20 protein-coding genes are annotated in these 17,846 nt (G+C 42.8%); 1 reads left to right on the plus strand and 19 read right to left on the minus strand.

Annotated features, from left to right (window positions below; translation table 11 throughout):
* Positions 1-14: 14 nt before the first annotated feature.
* From rplS to OCV88_RS14195, 18 genes are all read right to left on the minus strand, one after another.
* The gene (gene rplS, locus OCV88_RS14110; RefSeq protein ID WP_158426087.1) at positions 15-368 is read right to left on the minus strand and encodes a 50S ribosomal protein L19; all 354 of its coding nucleotides are present in this window, start codon (positions 366-368) and stop codon (positions 15-17) included.
* Positions 369-486: 118 nt separating this feature from the next.
* Positions 487-1,218 (minus strand): tRNA (guanosine(37)-N1)-methyltransferase TrmD, encoded by a 732-nt coding sequence (gene trmD, locus OCV88_RS14115; RefSeq protein ID WP_158426088.1) that lies wholly within the window; start codon positions 1,216-1,218, stop codon positions 487-489.
* 1 nt (position 1,219) lies between these two features.
* Positions 1,220-1,729 (minus strand): ribosome maturation factor RimM, encoded by a 510-nt coding sequence (gene rimM, locus OCV88_RS14120; protein WP_158426089.1) that lies wholly within the window; start codon positions 1,727-1,729, stop codon positions 1,220-1,222.
* 212 nt (positions 1,730-1,941) lie between these two features.
* The gene (locus tag OCV88_RS14125; RefSeq protein WP_158426090.1) at positions 1,942-2,172 is read right to left on the minus strand and encodes a KH domain-containing protein; all 231 of its coding nucleotides are present in this window, start codon (positions 2,170-2,172) and stop codon (positions 1,942-1,944) included.
* Between the two features lie 19 nt (positions 2,173-2,191).
* Positions 2,192-2,437 carry a 30S ribosomal protein S16 gene (gene rpsP, locus OCV88_RS14130; protein WP_158426091.1) on the minus strand — a complete coding sequence of 82 codons (246 nt, stop codon included), beginning with the start codon at positions 2,435-2,437 and terminating at the stop codon, positions 2,192-2,194.
* Between the two features lie 39 nt (positions 2,438-2,476).
* Positions 2,477-3,841 carry a signal recognition particle protein gene (gene ffh, locus OCV88_RS14135; RefSeq protein WP_158426092.1) on the minus strand — a complete coding sequence of 455 codons (1,365 nt, stop codon included), beginning with the start codon at positions 3,839-3,841 and terminating at the stop codon, positions 2,477-2,479.
* A 1-nt stretch (position 3,842) separates the two neighbouring features.
* Entirely contained in the window at positions 3,843-4,184 is a 342-nt protein-coding gene (gene ylxM, locus OCV88_RS14140) for a YlxM family DNA-binding protein (protein ID WP_158426093.1), read from the minus strand.
* A 75-nt stretch (positions 4,185-4,259) separates the two neighbouring features.
* Positions 4,260-4,811, minus strand: a complete 552-nt coding sequence (locus OCV88_RS14145; RefSeq protein WP_158426094.1) for a GNAT family N-acetyltransferase — start codon at positions 4,809-4,811, stop codon at positions 4,260-4,262.
* Between the two features lie 15 nt (positions 4,812-4,826).
* On the minus strand, positions 4,827-6,038 hold the full coding sequence (gene ilvA, locus OCV88_RS14150; protein WP_158426154.1) for a threonine ammonia-lyase: 1,212 nt from the start codon (positions 6,036-6,038) through the stop codon (positions 4,827-4,829).
* Positions 6,039-6,058: 20 nt separating this feature from the next.
* Entirely contained in the window at positions 6,059-6,997 is a 939-nt protein-coding gene (gene ftsY, locus OCV88_RS14155) for a signal recognition particle-docking protein FtsY (protein WP_158426095.1), read from the minus strand.
* A 29-nt stretch (positions 6,998-7,026) separates the two neighbouring features.
* Complete coding sequence (gene smc, locus OCV88_RS14160; RefSeq protein ID WP_158426096.1) at positions 7,027-10,587, minus strand: chromosome segregation protein SMC; 3,561 nt, start codon at positions 10,585-10,587, stop codon at positions 7,027-7,029.
* Positions 10,578-11,282 carry a ribonuclease III gene (gene rnc, locus OCV88_RS14165; protein ID WP_158426097.1) on the minus strand — a complete coding sequence of 235 codons (705 nt, stop codon included), beginning with the start codon at positions 11,280-11,282 and terminating at the stop codon, positions 10,578-10,580. The genes smc and rnc overlap by 10 nt, the downstream gene beginning before the upstream one ends.
* Before the next feature lie 176 nt (positions 11,283-11,458).
* Positions 11,459-11,686 carry an acyl carrier protein gene (gene acpP / locus OCV88_RS14170; protein ID WP_158426098.1) on the minus strand — a complete coding sequence of 76 codons (228 nt, stop codon included), beginning with the start codon at positions 11,684-11,686 and terminating at the stop codon, positions 11,459-11,461.
* A gap of 55 nt (positions 11,687-11,741) precedes the next feature.
* A complete protein-coding gene (gene plsX, locus OCV88_RS14175; protein ID WP_416795192.1) occupies positions 11,742-12,749 on the minus strand; it encodes a phosphate acyltransferase PlsX in 1,008 nt (335 codons plus the stop codon).
* 276 nt (positions 12,750-13,025) lie between these two features.
* Complete coding sequence (gene rpmF / locus OCV88_RS14180) at positions 13,026-13,205, minus strand: 50S ribosomal protein L32 (protein ID WP_158426100.1); 180 nt, start codon at positions 13,203-13,205, stop codon at positions 13,026-13,028.
* 187 nt (positions 13,206-13,392) lie between these two features.
* Positions 13,393-14,097: a YesL family protein gene (locus tag OCV88_RS14185; RefSeq protein WP_158426101.1), complete on the minus strand. Its 705-nt coding sequence runs from the start codon at positions 14,095-14,097 to the stop codon at positions 13,393-13,395.
* Positions 14,098-14,155: 58 nt separating this feature from the next.
* On the minus strand, positions 14,156-14,884 hold the full coding sequence (locus OCV88_RS14190; RefSeq protein WP_262591382.1) for a YesL family protein: 729 nt from the start codon (positions 14,882-14,884) through the stop codon (positions 14,156-14,158).
* Positions 14,885-15,084: 200 nt separating this feature from the next.
* Complete coding sequence (locus OCV88_RS14195) at positions 15,085-16,272, minus strand: acetate kinase (RefSeq protein WP_158426103.1); 1,188 nt, start codon at positions 16,270-16,272, stop codon at positions 15,085-15,087.
* A gap of 243 nt (positions 16,273-16,515) precedes the next feature.
* On the opposite strand from OCV88_RS14195, the gene OCV88_RS14200 reads away from it, so the two are divergent.
* Complete coding sequence (locus OCV88_RS14200) at positions 16,516-17,400, plus strand: LysR family transcriptional regulator (protein ID WP_158426104.1); 885 nt, start codon at positions 16,516-16,518, stop codon at positions 17,398-17,400.
* Between the two features lie 2 nt (positions 17,401-17,402).
* On the opposite strand, the gene OCV88_RS14205 is transcribed toward OCV88_RS14200, so the two are convergent.
* Positions 17,403-17,846: a SufE family protein gene (locus tag OCV88_RS14205; RefSeq protein WP_158426105.1), complete on the minus strand. Its 444-nt coding sequence runs from the start codon at positions 17,844-17,846 to the stop codon at positions 17,403-17,405.

Genomic DNA, 17,846 nt, shown 5'->3' on the forward strand with positions numbered 1-17,846 from the left:
CTCATAAGCCATTCCTATTTTACTAATTCTTTTACTTTTGCTTTCTTACCAACACGTCCTCTTAAGTAATTCAGTTTTGCACGTCTTACTTTACCGTAACGTACTACTTCTACTTTTTCTACGTTTGGAGAATGCAGCGGCCATGTTTTTTCAACACCTACACCGTTGGAAAACTTACGAACTGTGAAAGTCTCACGACTGCTTCCGCCCTGTTTTTTCAAAACAGTTCCTTCGAAAACCTGGATTCTTTCACGGTTTCCCTCTTTGATTTTAGCATGTACTCTTACTGTATCGCCAACACGGAATTCCGGTGCTTCAGCTTTGAGCTGCTCAGCTTCAATACTTTTAATAATTTCTGTTGCGTTCATTTTGTGACCTCCTATTTTTTGATGTTCTTAATACATGATTTGTAACAGAGGACCATCTCTTTTCTCACAATAATTTACTCTACCACAAACCTGTTATTTTTGCAAGCTTGTTTTCCTTTTATTTCTTATGATTATTTAAAATCAACCTGACATCCTGCAGTGTCAGCTCCGCCTCCGAAAGCAGATCCGGGCGGGACTTCAATGTACGCAGTACAGACTGTTCCCGGCGCCAGGCTTCTACCTTTTTATGATCTCCCGATAACAGCACATCCGGAACCTGTTTTTCCTGCCACACAGCAGGTCTGCTGTACTGGGGATATTCAAGAAGACTTCCCTCAAAGGATTCTCCGGTTCCCGATTCTTCATTGCCAAGCACTCCCGGCACCATACGGGCTATGGCATCCGTCATTACCATGGCAGGCAGTTCTCCCCCGGTAAGCACATAGTCCCCAATGGAAACAAAATCTGTGACAATCTCTTCTAACACACGCTCATCCACGCCTTCGTAATGCCCGCACAAAAAGATCAGATCCTGTTCCCGGGCAAACTCCTTTGCCATACTCTGAGAAAACGTCCGGCCCTGGGGGGTCAGATAGACACATCTGGGTCTGTAACCGGTCTGTTCTGTTACAGATTTCCAGGCATCATATACAGGCTGAGCCTGCATCACCATGCCGGCGCCCCCTCCATAAGGATAATCATCTACTTTTTTATGTCTGTCTATTGTATAATCCCGAATATTCACAGCATGGATAGAAATCATTCCCTGCTGAATAGCCCGGCCGATAATACTGGTATTTAACCCGGCCTGTATCATCTCCGGAAATAATGTCAAAATGTGAAAATTCATATTAATCTCTCAATCCGGGGAGAAGATGCACAAGCATTTGTCCCTGCTCCATATCCACCTTCAGAATGCAGTCTTTAATAGCCGGAATTAAAAGCTCTTCCCCAGTCTCATTCTGAATCACATACACGTCATTTGCCCCCGTCTGGATGACATCACTGAGTTTACCCAGAAATTCATTTTCATCAGAAACAACCTGCAGTCCAATCATATCTGCAATAAAGTATTCATCTTTTTTCAGCTTCACCGCCTGATCTCTTGTTACCAGCAGGCTATTTCCACGAAACCGCTCTACCTCATTGATATTGCTAAATTCCCGGAATTTTAAAACTACCATCTGTTTTACAAATTTCACCTGTGTAATATGAAGCGTCATGCGCTCTTTCCCGGTGTCCAGTATCACTTCTTTTAACTTTTTAAATCTGCTGACATCATCTGTGGTAGGAAAAACCTTCACTTCCCCTGCAATTCCATGGGTGCTTGATATTACACCTACCTGGAAATATTCTTCCATACTCTGCTCCTATGTGAAAAAGAATTCTGCCACGGCAGGATTCTCCGCCTGCGGCGGGTTGCGTAAACAACATGATTCCACTCCGCCGCAGTGCGATCTACAGCGGAGCGTTTTTTTGCTCTATAGGAATCGGTACTTTTCAGCTTTATCACAACACAGTATTTCCTATAGAGTGAAAAGTGGGGACATAGCAAGCTATATCCCCATTCTAATTACTGAACAATCTCAACAATTACTTTTTTGTCTTCTTTAGACGCTGCTGCTTTCACAACGGCACGAATCGCTTTAGCGATTCTTCCCTGCTTACCGATTACCTTACCCATATCGGACTGAGCAACATGAAGTTCCAGCACAATGGCTTTTTCCTTCTCAGTTTCAGTTACAGTTACTTCATCCGGGTAATCGACTAGTGATTTTGCAATTACTTCTACTAATCTTTTCATTACTGACACCTCACTAATCTTATTTCTCGATACCAGCTATTTTGAAGATCTTCTCTACGGTCTGTGTCGGCTGAGCGCCGTTTGCTAACCATTTTTTAGCTGCTTCTTCATCAACACGGATTTCTGCTGTCTCTTTTGTTGGATCATAATATCCGATTTCTTCGATAAATCTTCCATCTCTTGGGGATCTGGAATCAGCTACAACGATTCTATAGAAAGGAGCTTTTTTCTGTCCCATTCTTCTTAATCTGATTTTTACTGCCATTTCTTTTCACCTCCTCAAATCTTTCGTCATTTCTATCGGTTAAAAAGGAAACTTCATTCCACCTAAGCCTCCAAATTTACCACCGCGTTTCCCTTTGCCCATCATTCCCGGCATCTGCTTCATCATCTTCTTCATCTGATCAAACTGCTTTACCAGCCGGTTCACATCGCTGATATCAACGCCTGCGCCATTGGCAATCCTGCGCTTTCTGCTTGGACTTAACCCATCCTGGCCGCTTCTTTCTCTGGCTGTCATAGAATAGATCATAGCCTCGATTCTGGCCATTTTCTTTTCGTCCACGGCATCTTCAATCTGCTTCATCTGGGACCCGCCCATTCCGGGCATCATACTTAAGATACTGGTGAGTCCGCCCATTTTCTTCATCTGATTCATAGATTCCAGATAATCATCAAATGTAAACTGAGCTTTCCGCAGACGCTTTTCCATCTCTGCCGCTTTTGTCTCGTCCAGATCTTCCTGTGCTTTTTCAATCAGGGTCAGCACATCCCCCATACCAAGAATACGGGACGCCATACGATCCGGATAAAACTGCTCCAGATCCGAAAGCTTTTCTCCCATACCAATATATAAAATAGGTTTTCCGGTTACCGCACGAATAGAAAGTGCAGCACCGCCTCTGGTATCACCGTCTAATTTTGTCAGAACAACTCCGTCAATTCCAATCTTCTCTTCAAAGGTGCTGGCAACATTTACCGCATCCTGTCCGGTCATGGAATCTACAACAAGAATTGTCTGAGACACATCTACCTGCTCTTTGATTTCGATGAGTTCATCCATCATCTCTTCATCAATATGCAGCCGTCCTGCCGTATCCAGAATTACTACATTAAACCCGTTCTTAGAAGCATGCTCAACTGCCGCTTTGGCAATATTCACAGGCTTATGGCTGTCGCCCATAGAAAATACTTCAACGCCCTGTTTTTCACCGTTTGTCTGAAGCTGTGCAATGGCTGCCGGACGATAAACATCACAGGCTGCCAGCAGCGGCTTTTTGCCTTTTTGTTTCAGCTTTCCGGCAATCTTTGCAGTAGTAGTAGTCTTACCTGCACCCTGCAGACCCGCCATCATAATGACTGTAATGGCAATCCCCGGTTTCAATGCGATCTCAGTTGTCTCAGATCCCATGAGTTTCACCATTTCTTCATTTACAATTTTGATCACCATCTGCCCCGGATTCAGTCCGTTCATAACGTCTGAACCAACGGCACGCTCCTGAACAGACTTCACAAAGTTCTTAACAACTTTGAAATTAACATCGGCTTCCAGCAGTGCCAGCTTTACTTCTTTTAAAGCTGCCTTTACATCTTCCTCTGTCAGGCGTCCTTTTCTTCTTAAATTTTTGAACACGTTCTGCAGTTTTTCTGATAAACTGTCAAATGCCATCTTATAACTCCTCTAATATTTCCCGGGAAATCTTTCTGATTTCATCCATGGCCGCATCTACGTTGTTCCGGTAATTGTCTGTCAGCTGGCAGATTTTTAAGATCTTCGCTTTTTCTTCTCTGAAACGTTTTACCAGATGAAGCTTTCCCTCATATCCTTCCAAAATCTTATCACACCGTTTCACAAGATCATGTACACCTTGGCGGCTGATTCCCAGCTCCTGTGCGATCTCGCTCAATGACAGATCATTGAGAACTACATCCTCATATACTCTTTTCTGATGTTCTGTCAGCAGTTCTCCATAAAAATCATATAAAAAAACCTGCTGTCCGATTTTCTCCATTCGCAATCACCTTTAGTAGGTTAGCACAGGGAAAGACATGTGTCAAGTGTTTTTTCTTGACAGCCGTAATCTGATTTAAACCGTCCCTTCTGCATATCCTTCCATCCGGCTTGGTTTTTTTATAAATCTGTATACTGCGGGCCCAAAGTCCGCCCGAAGAGCCTCTTCATATTCCTGAAATGTTATTTTTCCATTCATAGTCAAAATCTCAAATTCGCAGTGAATCACATAAACAAACAGATCGGAACTTATAAACCCGTTTCTGTGGTAGAAAATCCGCCTCCGTTTTCTCTGCTCCTTATTGGGAGCATTCTCATCTAGCCGTTCAATTTCCAGCATAATTCTCATTTCCGGGTATTTTTCCTTTAAAAGCCCCAGTATTCTGCTGCCGTAATTCTGCCCCCGCATCAAAGGATCAATGGCCAGATAGCCGATATACAAAATATCTTTCACACGAATCATGGAAACAAAACCGCAGAATCCACCGTCATCAAGTACCAGTACTCCCGGCTGATTTCTTTTCTGCATCAGCATAAAAAACGGTTTGCGTTCCCGGAAAGGAAATGCGCTTTTGTACAGCCGCCGGATGGCTGGCCTGTCTTTTTTCTCCGCTTTCCGAAGCTCCATTATTCCCCTCCTCAGTTATAATACTGCCTGCACAAGTTTCGGCTTATAGCCGTTTTTCTTTAAGGCTTGGATAATCTGATGCTTATGCTCTGTTCCGAATGCCTCCATGGTAATTTTAAGCTCTACAGCTGCATTTCGGTTGGTGCTGACAAACTGATTGTGCTCAAGCTTCACCACATTTCCCTGAACCTTCGCAATGGTATCTGCCACTCTGGTAAGTTCGCCGGGTTTATCCGGCAGAAGCACAGATACCGTAAAGATACGGTCTCTGAAAATCAGTCCCTGCTGTACTACCATAGACATGGTAATCACATCCATATTGCCGCCGCTTAAAATGGAAACAATCTTTTTGTCCTTCACATCCAGATGTTTCAGGGCCGCCACTGTCAAAAGTCCGGAATTTTCTACAATCATCTTGTGGTTTTCCACCATATCTAAAAATGCAACAATCAGTTCGTCGTCTTCCACCGTAATAATATCATCCAGGTTTTTCTTTATATACGGAAAAATATTGCTTCCCGGTGTTTTTACTGCTGTACCATCTGCAATGGTATTTACCTCCGGAAGGGTTACCACTTTTCCCTCCCGAAAGGATTCCTTCATACAGTCCGCTCCCGCCGGTTCCACACCAATCACTTTAATTTTCGGATTCAGCATTTTTGCCAGAGTAGATACTCCGGCAGCCAGCCCGCCCCCGCCGATGGGAACCAGAATATAATCCACCAGGGGAAGCTCCTTTACAATCTCCATAGCAATGGTTCCCTGACCGGTAGCTACCGCCGGATCATCAAAGGGATGGATAAACGTATAACCGTGTTCTTTTGCAAGTTCATAAGCTTTGGCACAGGCCTCATCATAGACATCTCCGTACAGAACCACTTCCGCTCCGTAGCTCTTTGTACGGTTTACCTTAATCAGAGGCGTGGTGGTAGGCATTACAATGGTAGCCCCTGCACCAAAACATTTGGCTGCATAGGCAACCCCCTGGGCATGATTTCCCGCGGAGGCTGTAATCAGCCCCTTTTCCCGTTCCTCCGAAGACAGCGTACTGATTTTATAATAAGCGCCTCTTACTTTATATGCCCCGGTAAACTGCATATTTTCCGGTTTCAGGTAAACTTTATTCTGGGTCTGTTCACTTAAATACTCACTGTATACAAGCTTTGTTTCCATTGTAACATTTTTGACTGCCTCGCAGGCTTCCTCAAAAGCCGCTAATGTCAACATCTCACTCATTTTTACACCTTCTATTCTTCTGTCTGAGTATCAAACAATGCGTCTACAAACTGATCTGCATCAAATTTCTGCAGATCATCTATTGTCTCTCCTACGCCAATATATTTTACAGGTATGCCAAGCTCTGAATGAATGGCAACTGCAATACCGCCCTTAGCTGTTCCGTCCATTTTAGTGAGAACGATACCGGTGATCTCTGCGGCCTCACTGAACTGTTTTGCCTGTACCAGCGCATTCTGGCCGGTAGTGGCATCCAGTACAACCAGAGTTTCTCTGTAAGCCTCCGGATATTCTTTCTCCAGAATCCGGTTGATTTTCTTTAATTCTTCCATGAGATTCTTTTTATTGTGAAGACGTCCGGCGGTATCACAGAGCAGTACATCCGCTTTTCTGGCCTTTGCAGCCTGTACGGCGTCAAACACAACTGCTGCCGGGTCTGCGCCGTCCTGTCCGCCTACAATATCAACTCCTGCCCGGTTTGCCCACTCATGAAGCTGCTCTCCCGCTGCCGCCCGGAATGTATCCGCTGCCGCCATAATTACTTTTTTATTCTGAGATTTGAGTTTTCCTGCCAGCTTTCCAACCGTAGTTGTCTTTCCAACACCGTTAACTCCGATAATCAGTACTACAGACTTTTCATCTTCAAAGCGATAGGCGGTATCTCCCACATTCATCTGCTCTTTAATACTGTCAATGAGAAGCTCCTTACAGTCAGCAGGATCCTTGATTTTATTTTCTTTTACCTTTTCTTTCAGACTGTCAAGAATTTCTTCTGTGGCACGGACGCCGATATCGCCCATAATCAGAATTTCTTCTAACTCCTCATAAAAGTCATCATCAATTCTGGAAAATCCGCTGAATACAGATTCAAAACCGGAAACTATATTTTTTCTTGTTTTTGCCAGACCCGCAACCAGTCTGCCAAAAAAACCTTTTTTTTCTTCGCTCATGTCCTTTCCCTCTTTCTGTTTTTATATATTTATGCGTCCAGTGCATGTTCAATCAGGCTTACGGATACAAGAGTTGATACCCCCTTCTCCTGCATGGTAATACCGTACAGCCTGTCGGCCGCCGACATGGTTCCCCTTCGGTGGGTAATAATGATAAACTGCGTATTTTTTGTCAGCTTATTCAGATATCTGGCAAATCTTACAACATTAGAATCGTCCAGCGCCGCTTCAATTTCATCCAGCAGACAAAAGGGAGACGGCTTTAAGTTCTGGATGGCAAACAGCAGTGCTATAGCTGTCAGTGATTTCTCACCGCCGGACAGCTGCATCATATTCTGCAGCTTCTTACCCGGAGGCTGGGCTATAATCCGCACGCCGCATTCCAGCACATCCCCGTCTTCTGTCAACTCTAAAGTCCCCCGGCCGCCTCCAAACAAATCTTTAAAGGCTTTATCAAATTCACGCTGAATCTCGGCAAACTTCTCATTAAACTGCCGGCGCATTCCCTGATCCAGCTCCTCAATAATACCAATCAATGTCTTCTTTGCTTCCTCAAGATCATTCCTCTGGTTATCCATAAAATGAAAGCGTTCAGATACTGTTTTATACTCTTCAATGGCATTGACATTCACAATGCCAAGCTTTCGTATCTCTTCCCGGAGCCTTATCATCTGCTTTTTCATATCAGCCAGATTTTGATATTCCGGATTTTTAAGGGGCAGGGCTGCATGGTACGTCAGTTCATACTCTTCCCACATGTAGCTGCTCTGACGCTCCAGGGATTCCTCCAGCTTTTCCTTTTTCGCCTGCAGCCGGAAAATTTCCTTATCCAGTTCACCAATCTGACCAGATAATTCCTCTCGTTCCTTAAAATATCCCTTATAATCCGCAGACATACTTTCTTTCTTTTCCTGCAGTTCTTTTACACACACTTCCAGCTTCTGATGAACCCTCACAGCTTCGGCAATGGTTTTTCCTATCTCTTCCATGTCCCGCTGTTTCTTTTGAATATCAGCATCACTTTCCCTGAAAGAGTCGGTAAGCATTTTCCGCTCATCTGCCAGCTTCTGTAATTCACCTTCCACACGCTGAATATTTTCAATGATGAATTCCTCTTTCTGACGAAGGGCAGCATCTTCCATTAATATTTCAGACAACTGTGCCTGAAGACGGCTCTCTTCCTGATTTTGTTTATCCAGCAATTTCTGAACCGCTTCACTCTCTTCCTCAATTTCATGAGTCCTTTCCTCTGAAAGGGCAATGATCTGCGAAATCTTTTCTTTTTCTTCCTTGGCATTTAAAAGCTGCTCTTTTATATCCTGATTTTCATTTTGGATATTCTGATAAAATGTTTCATGCTGGCAGATCTCTTCTCTGGCATGTTCCAGATTCAGCTTCACCGTATTTAAGGACAGCTTCTTTTGCTGCATTTCTTCTCTGACTGCGGCAAGATCCTCTTTTAACAGCTCTCTTGCTGTCCGTATATCCTCAAGCCGGCTGCTGGTTGAGCCAATCAGCTCCTCCGCTTCTTTTACTTTTCCGGACAGCTGCTGAATTTCACCGCTTCGTCCAAGCAGATTGCTATTGTTTTTAAATGCACCGCCGGTCATAGAGCCGCCTGGCTGCAGGGACTCCCCCTCCAGAGTAACTATCCGCAGAGAATAACGGTATTTTCCTGCAATAGCTGTGGCATGATCTATATGATCTACCACCAAAGTACGCCCCAGAAGATATCCGATAATCCCACGGTATTTTTCTTTAGTCTCCACTAAAGTATCTGCAAGTCCAATGACTCCCGGCTCTTTTAAGGCGCCTGCCTGAGAAAATCCGTCCCTTTTTTTCACACTGGTCAGCGGCAGAAAGGTGGCCCGTCCAAGCTTATTCCGCTTTAAATAAGAGATCAATGCTTTGGCCGTCTCTTCATCCTCTGTGACAATATTTTGAATACTTCCCCCAAGAGAGGTCTCTATAGCAGTCTGATACTGCTTGTCCACTTTGATAATATCAGCAACAACACCATGAATACCGGGATTTTCAGCCCGTTTCTCCATAATTTTCCGAATACTGATGCCATATCCGTCATAACGCTCAGCAATATTTTTCAGAGATTCTAATCTGGAACGGTCTTTATGATACTGTTCTCTTGCCTGTTCCAGCGTTTTTACAGCTTCCTGAGATTTTATTTTCCATCCGTCCAGTTTACTCTCAATTTCAGATTCCCGGCTTTTCAGCCCGGCAATTTCTGCCTCAATTTCATCCTTTTTGGCTTTGTGCCCGTCAAAAACAGACTGCAGTTCCTCCTCTGCGCTCTTCTGTGTCAAAAGCTTTTGATGAATCTGGGCTTGCCTGATAGCGGTCTGTTCTGCAATTGTATCAAAATGCTGCTGCCTGGCCCGGAGGGATGCTTTCTCGTCCATAAGTTTTAAAATCTCATTTTTTCCGTTTTCAATGAGTTCCTCGCATCGGACAATTTCATTTTTGCATTCTGAAATCTGCTGATAGGCAGTTTCCTTTTTTTGCTGTATCTTTTGAATATCAGCCAAAAAACCGCATTTCTCCTGCTCATAGGTCTCTTTTGCCTGAATCCTTGCCTCTTCATCTTCTTTCATGGATTTCAGACGTTCTTTCAAATTCTCTTCGTTATTTTCAATAGAATGAATCTGCTCTTTTAATACATTCAGCTGTCCCTCCAGCTTTTCTTTATCTGTCCCGGCCTGATTCATCTCCTGACGCATCTGCTCAATCCGGTCTTCCGTCTCACCGATGGCATTCTCCATCTGTTCATACTGATTCCTGATCTTTTCAAATGCGTCTTTCGTCTGTTCCTGATGCTCTTTAGCTATCTGGTATTGCTCTTCTGCCTCTGAAAGCTCCCTGTTTACCTTTTCCGTCTCCAGAAGGAATGCATTGACATCATAGCTTTTTAATTCCTCTTTTTTCTTCAGATATTCTCTGGCTGTTTCAGACTGTTTCTCCAAGGGGGCCAGCTGCCTGCCAAGCTCTGATAAAATATCATTAACCCGGACCAGGTTCTGCTCTTCACTTTCTAGTTTCTTCTGGGCCGTCTGTTTTCTTCTTTTATATTTTACGATTCCTGCTGCCTCGTCAAACAGTTCCCGGCGCTCCTCCGGCTTTCCTCCAAGAATTTTATCAATCTGCCCCTGCCCGATAATAGAATATCCTTCTTTGCCGATACCGGTATCATAAAACAGCTCGTTGACATCTTTCAGCCTGCAGGCAGTTCCGTTAATCAGATATTCACTTTCTCCGGAGCGATACACCCGCCTGGCAACCGTTACCTCTTCATAATCCAGGGCCAGCTGATGATCCGAATTATCCAGTGTAATGGCTGCATAGGCATAACTCTGGGGCTTTCTGTTCTCTGTTCCCGCAAAAATCACATCCTGCATACTGGAGCTTCGAAGCTGCTTTACCTTCTGCTCTCCAAGCACCCAGCGCACGGCATCTGCAACATTGCTCTTACCGCTGCCGTTTGGCCCTACAATTCCGGTAATTCCATTGTGGAAATCAAATACAATTTTGTTTGCAAAAGATTTAAAGCCGTGTACCTCAATACTCTTTAGATACATGCGTTCCCTCCGTCCTTTTTCTTAAGAAGCAGAATCGCCTGATACGCTGCTTCCTGTTCAGCAGCTTTTTTTGTATGCCCTTCTCCTCTGCCCAAAAGACGCGCTCCAATCCTTGCCTCCACAATAAAGTGCTTATTATGATCGGGACCATCTTCCGCTACCAGAGGATAATTTAGTTCTCCGTTATTTTCCGCCTGTACCATTTCCTGCAGGATAGTCTTGCTATCATAAAAGAGCTGCATATGTTCAATATCATTCAGTACAAATTTATGCACAAACTCTTTTGCATTAGCAAAACCACCATCTAAATAAATTGCTCCAATTACTGCTTCAAAGGCGTCTGACAAGATGGATTTTCGTTTTCTTCCGCCGGTCTGATGCTCCCCTTTACCAAGATAAAGGTACTCTCCAAGATTCAGCTTTCTGGTGCAGAAAGCCAGGGTCTGCTCACAGACAATACTGGCCCGCAGCTTTGTCAGTTCCCCCTCCGGCCAGTCCTGATGCAGCTGATACAAATACTCGCTGGTGATAATCTCAAGAACCGCATCCCCTAAAAATTCCAGCCTTTCATTATCTGAATGTTTTTTCATATGTTTCTCATTGGCATAAGAACTGTGAATCAGCGCCTGACGGAGAAGTCCCTCCTGTGCGAAGCGGTATCCGATCTTTGATTGAAACTCTTTTAATGAACCCATAATTTCTCCTTTTTTATAAACCCGGACTGTCTGACTGCTTTATGATCAGCGCTTTTTCATCCGGTGCAGTCATTTTTACTGCCGCATTACAATGAAGGGGCTGCCCCAAAGCAGAAATCTCTACTGCTCCGTTACAGCCCGGTCATAAATCGTCTTTGATTATTCCCCATGGAATCCTACAGTGCCTCTTTTATCTTTTCAAATGCATCAGATACTGTAACTATTTGATCTGCCTGCTCTGGCGGAATTTCAATCCCAAACTCGTCTTCCACACCCATAAGGATCTGGAAAAGCTCCAGGGAATCTGCTCCAAGATCATCCACGAAAGAAGACTCTTCTGTAATCTCCTCAGTACTGATATTCAGTACCTGGGCAATAATCTCCTGCAATTTTTCAAATTCCACAGCCATCTCTCCTTTCCTGATTATTTTAGAAAAGACTTCTATGATTCTAAACTGCCTATTCTTCTGTCTCTGTACAGATATGCTCTTTTATTTTAGAGTTAATCTCCTGCTCACGGAATGTTACACACTGAATAATAGAATTTTTTATATCATTTGCTTTGGCACTTCCATGGGTTTTCACCACAAGTCCCTTAAGCCCCAGAAGCGGCGCTCCTCCATACTGAGATGCATCAAAAGCTTTCAGTGTCTGTTTTAAGGCCGGTTTAATTAAAAGGGCTCCGATCTTACTGCGCAGTGTGGACATCAGTCCTTCTTTCACTTTTGTAAGAAGTGTATCTGCCACTCCCTCATAAAGCTTTAGTACAATATTTCCAGCAAATGCTTCTGTGACAATAACATCAGCTCCCCCATGAGGAATCTCTCTTGCTTCAATACTGCCGATAAAATTAATATCTTCACACGCTTTTAATAACGGAAATGTTTCCTTCACCAGCTGATTTCCCTTTTCTTCCTCAGCGCCAATATTTAATATGGCAACCTTGGGATTTTTGATTCCCACTACATTTTCCATATAAATAGAACCCATCTTGGCAAACTGCACCAGATGGCTGGCTCTAGCGTCCACATTTGCTCCGCAGTCAATCAGCAGGGCCACTCCTTTTTCTGTTGGAATCAGCGGAGCTAACGGAGGCCTCTCTACCCCTTTGATTCTTCCCACCAGCACTTGTCCGCCAACTAGTATAGCTCCTGAGCTGCCGGCTGATACAAAGGCATCTGCCTCGTTTTTCTTAACCATATTCATGCCCAGCACAATTGATGACTGTTTTTTCTTACGAATTGCATTAACCGGGGGTTCTGCAGTCTCAATAACCTCTTTGGCATCTACCACTTCAATCTGTTCCGGCTTATATGTATACTGTTCTAGTTCTTTTTTTACAAGCTCTTCCTGTCCCACCAGAAAAACTTTTATATCTTCCCGTGTTTTTATGGCTTCCACCGCACCTTTTACTACTTCTAATGGTGCATGATCTCCGCCCATAGCATCAACTGCCACCTTAATCATTTCAGACATTTACTTCCTCCTTTGGCCATTCCCGCCTAGTAAGAAATATACTATAACAAGACAACAAATTCAACCAAAAAATCCTGCCACAGCAGGATTCTCCGCCTGCGGCGGGTCGCTTTTGCCACATAACTCTGCTCCGCCGCAGTGCGATCCTCAGCGGAGCGTTTTTTGCTCTATAGGAATCAGTACTTTTCAGCTTTATCACAACACAGTATTTTCTATAGAGCAAAAAAAATAAAGCGGAACCCTCCGCTTTATTTCTTCGTTTCATCATTAATCTACTGTGATAATCTCTTTTTTGTTATAAGAACCACATTTCTTACATACTCTGTGAGGAACCATTAATTCTCCACATTTGCTGCATTTCACTAAAGTAGGAGCACTCATTTTCCAGTTTGCTCTTCTTCTATCTCTTCTTCCTTTAGAAGATTTATTTTTTGGACAAATAGACATGTTTACACCTCCATTTACAAACAATCTATACTTGTTAAACTGCCAGTCTAACAATGTACGGCAATTTTCTAATCACACTTAAGCTATTATACATACCAGCGGTATGTTTGTCAATGTATTTCTTCATCATTTTTATAACCGGGTCATGGGGAATTTACTTTTTCATGCAGCCCATTTTTACAACATCTCAGTGGGAATCTTCATCTTTAAACACCGGAGTTAACTCATCTTCCTGTTGTGGTTCTTCCAGAGGTTCCAGTCCCCAGACCATCCGGTAATCATCTTCATTCATATAATGAGAAAAAACTTTTTCCATTATTTTTAAAATGCAGAATACTGCCAGTCCCGGCGTGATAACAACTACAAATTTCAGCCAGACCGTAAGATAAATAAATACGCCCATGATGATTCCCATAACAATGGTGCTGAGCAGATGGCGCACTACCAGATAAAGACAGTTCCTCAGAATAACCCTGGCCGGATCATTGAACCGGATATTATAAGCAAACACATACATCCCCCAGAGGAACACGTATACAAACATCAGGTAAAACATTATATAGTACATGCCAAGTCCCGATGTCCCGTTAGAATCCCAGTCCAGCTGAAACAGGTACCGTCCAATGCCAAAGAAGATCAATCCCAGTACAGCAACCACAATCCAGCATTTAGTGCCTTTTTTAAAGTTATCTTTAAAGCTGTCCCGAAAAACCTTCCATGTCTCCTGATCCTTACGATACAAAACCCTGTGGACGGTCCGATATGCCGCACTGCAGGATGCACCGATGGTAAAAACCGGAATGGAACATACAATCCAGAAAATACTGATCAGAAACATATTTTTAATGTAAAACCCCAAGCCAGCGGCTGTTGTCTGTCCTGTTTTCTCCATAATTTCTCCCGTCTTTCTATATTTGTTACTCACCGCCTGCAGAGGCGGAAGTCATCCCCTATCTGATATAATCATCTCCGCCTGAGCCGTGGAGAATTTCATCTGCCCGGTCTTCTAACTGCTGATCGTAAATTTCCTTTTCATCTCTGTAACGTTCTTTGCGCTTTTCCCAGTCTTTCGGATCTGTATACTCTTTTAATACCTTCTCCAGCAGTACAGAATGCAGGAAGGATATTAATACAGGCAGAGCCACAACAGAAATGGGAACCGCATATAAAATCAGGCCGCATACAATAAACAGGCCGAAAATTGCCAGGGAGCGCACCGGATGGGTAATCATCATTATATAAGATGTCTTAAAGGAAGTTCGTTTATCATCCCCGTCGAAGAAAGATATATACGGAAAAATATAGGAACACCATACCAGCACCAGCAGAAATACTACTGCAAGCAGTCCCAGCACAACCATAGCCATTGTTTTATTTCTCAAGGAATGATTCATGAGATAAAAATTCACCATAATCAGTACGATTGCCGCCAAAAATGGAATCCATACAGCCACAGATTTCTTAAACTGTTTTCGAAACTCTTTGAAAAACTCTTTTGCAGGATATCCCAGATCATGTCTTAACACCCAGTCGGCGGTATGATACAGCGCCCTTGAGGATGCTCCTATGGTAAATACCGGAACACACAGAACCAGCCAGAGCAGACTGATTAAAACGGTACCTGTAATTTTTTGAACAACAGAAATAAATTTTCCATTATATTCATATTTCAGTTTCAAAATGTTTTCCTCCAAGCTTCTCTGTAATTTTTAAAAAATCGCTTTTGCGACATGATTCCACTCCGCCGCAGTGCGATCATCAGCGGAGCGTTTTTTTCTCTATAGGAATCGGTACTTTTCAGCTTTATCACAACACGGTATTTCCTATAGAGCAAAAGGAGTGTTGAACCTTCAACACTCCTTTTGCTCCATATTTATCCTTAAATCAAAGCAACTGTTTCTCTTGCAATTGCAAGTTCTTCATTTGTAGGAATGACACAAACTTTCACTTTAGAATCTGCTGTGGAAATCACATTGTCGTCGCCGCGTTTTCCGTTTGCCTCAGCATCCAGCTTAATTCCAAGATATCCAAGATATGATAATACTTTTTCACGAACAATAGGCGCATTCTCGCCAATGCCGGCTGTAAAGGCAATTGCATCTACGCCATTCATAGCGGCCACATAAGAACCGATATATTTTGCTACCCGGTAGCTGAATACATCAAGAGCAATTTCGGCCAGTTTATTTCCTGCTTCCATGCCATCCTCAAGATCGCGGAAATCACTGGATAATTTTGAAATACCCTGAACGCCGGATTTTTTGTTTAATACTTCCATAACACCTGCAATATCCAGGTTTTCTTTCTTCGCAATAAATTCCATAATTGCAGGATCTATATCTCCGGAACGGGTTCCCATTACAAGGCCTTCTAAAGGAGTTAATCCCATAGATGTATCTACACATTTACCGTTTAATACAGCACTGATAGATGCTCCGTTTCCAAGATGGGCAACAATAATTTTAGAATCATTCAGATCCATGCCCAGAAACTCTGCCGTATGTTTTGATACAAAGCTGTGGCTTGTCCCGTGGAAACCATATCTTCTTACTTTATAATTTTCATAATATTCATAAGGAAGGCCGTACAGATAAGCTTTTGCAGGCATTGTCTGATGGAAAGCGGTATCAAATACGCCAACCATTGGTACGCCCGGCATCAGCTCCTTGCAGGCATTAATCCCGATCAGGTTTGCAGGATTATGTAATGGTGCAAGATCATTGCATTCTTCTACTGCTTTCAGCATATCATCTGTAATAACAGCAGAGGAAGCGAATTTCTCGCCGCCGTGTACCACTCTGTGTCCCACTGCATTTACTTCATCAAGGCTTTTAATGGCACCTGTTTTTTCATTTACCAGAGCATCCAGCACCATCTGGATGGCCTCTTTATGTGTAGGCATTGCAGCCTCTGTGATCTCTTTGTCAAGACCTGTTTTCTGATAGGTAAGTCTCCCGTCAATACCGATTCTCTCACAAAGTCCTTTTGCAAGCACTTCTTCTGTATCAGAATTAATTAACTGATACTTCAGGGAAGAGCTTCCGCAATTGATTACTAAAACATTCATTATTATTTACTCCCTTCGCTTTTCTTTGGATTCTCCAAAAAACATATCAGTTTCATTATAGTACAATCTTTGAAATTGGCAAGTAATTTCCCCGGACAATATAAAAAAAATACAAAAAAATTTCGATCTTTGTAAATATTAAAAACTTTTGCTTAAAACTGTAATGTTTTTTCTATTATTATATGAGATTTTTTTGTATCATAAAAGTACATTTTTCTGTTAAATAGCGTCTGGAGGATTACTATGTCTTTAAATTATGATTATTATCATATCTTTTATCATGTTGCTGAAAATAAAAGTCTGACTGCAGCAGCAAATCAGCTGTTTCTTTCCCAATCTACAGTCAGCCGTTCTATACAGAATCTGGAGCACGAACTAGGATGCACGCTTTTACTGCGTTCAAAGCAGGGCATTTCACTGACAGAAGAAGGAAGTTTCCTATACGATTATGTCAAAAAAGCCTTTGCTTATATTTCTTATGCAGAAAACCACCTGCATAATATACAGAAGTTAAACAGCGGCTTCCTGCGCATTGGTGCCACAGAACTGACACTACAGTATTTTCTGCTCTCCCATCTTGAGACCTTTGAAGCAAAGTATCCCGGTATCCATATGGAGCTTTCCTTCCAAATTCCAAAGGAAGCCTTTCAGCTTTTAAATTCGGGACTTCTTGATATTGCGATTCTGACAACCCCATTTTCAGAGAATGATTCCATACAAAAATATCCTCTGATGAATTTTAGTGATATTTTAATTGCCAGTCCCCAATACGAACATCTAAAACATAAGGTTCTGGATTTTTCTCAGCTGCAAAACGAACCTTTTATTGTCATGGAACATGGTACCAGCGCACGTCTTTACATTGACGAGGTCTGTTCCTCACTGGATATCACCTATTTTCCCAAATATGAGGTTGGTTCCATGCCCCTTATTGTTTCTATGGTGGAACGAAACCTTGGTATCGGCTTTGTCCCGGAAATCTTCGTACATGAGAAATTGAAAAAAGGGAAACTGATACAACTGCAATTAAAAACACCTCTGCCAAGCCGCCAGATCTGCGCTTTTACCAGTAAGGCATTTCCGGTTCACTCAGTCAGAGATGTTTTTTTAAAACAACTCTGCAAATAGTACTATTCACAACTATCTGCAAATTTTTTTATTTTCCTTATAATCAGCTGCATTCCTTTATAGCGGTCTGTAGAAATCTGCCGGGCAATGTCCGTTTTATCCATAAAAGTAATATCAGCCCGGCGGACTTCTTCTGGCGTTCGATGATGAAACAGTGCAGTGATTACACCAACAATCCCCTTCACAATAAGACTTTCACTGTCCGCCCGGACTGATATTTTTCCGTTTTCATACCCCAGCACCAGCCATAATTTTGCCTGGCAGCTATGTATTCTATTTTCCTCAGTCCGCTCTGTTTCGTATAGTTTTTCCATATCAGAGGTTAACTCTAACAGCGCCTGATACTGAATCAGCCAGTCTTCCAGTTCATTAAACTCCTGTATAAACTCCTGTTCTTCTTCTGCGATTGTCCTGACTTTTTTCTCCTCTGCCATTGCTGTACTCAT

This window comes from Brotonthovivens ammoniilytica, from assembly GCF_025566885.1.
Classification (GTDB): Bacteria; Bacillota; Clostridia; order Lachnospirales; family Lachnospiraceae; genus Brotonthovivens; species Brotonthovivens ammoniilytica.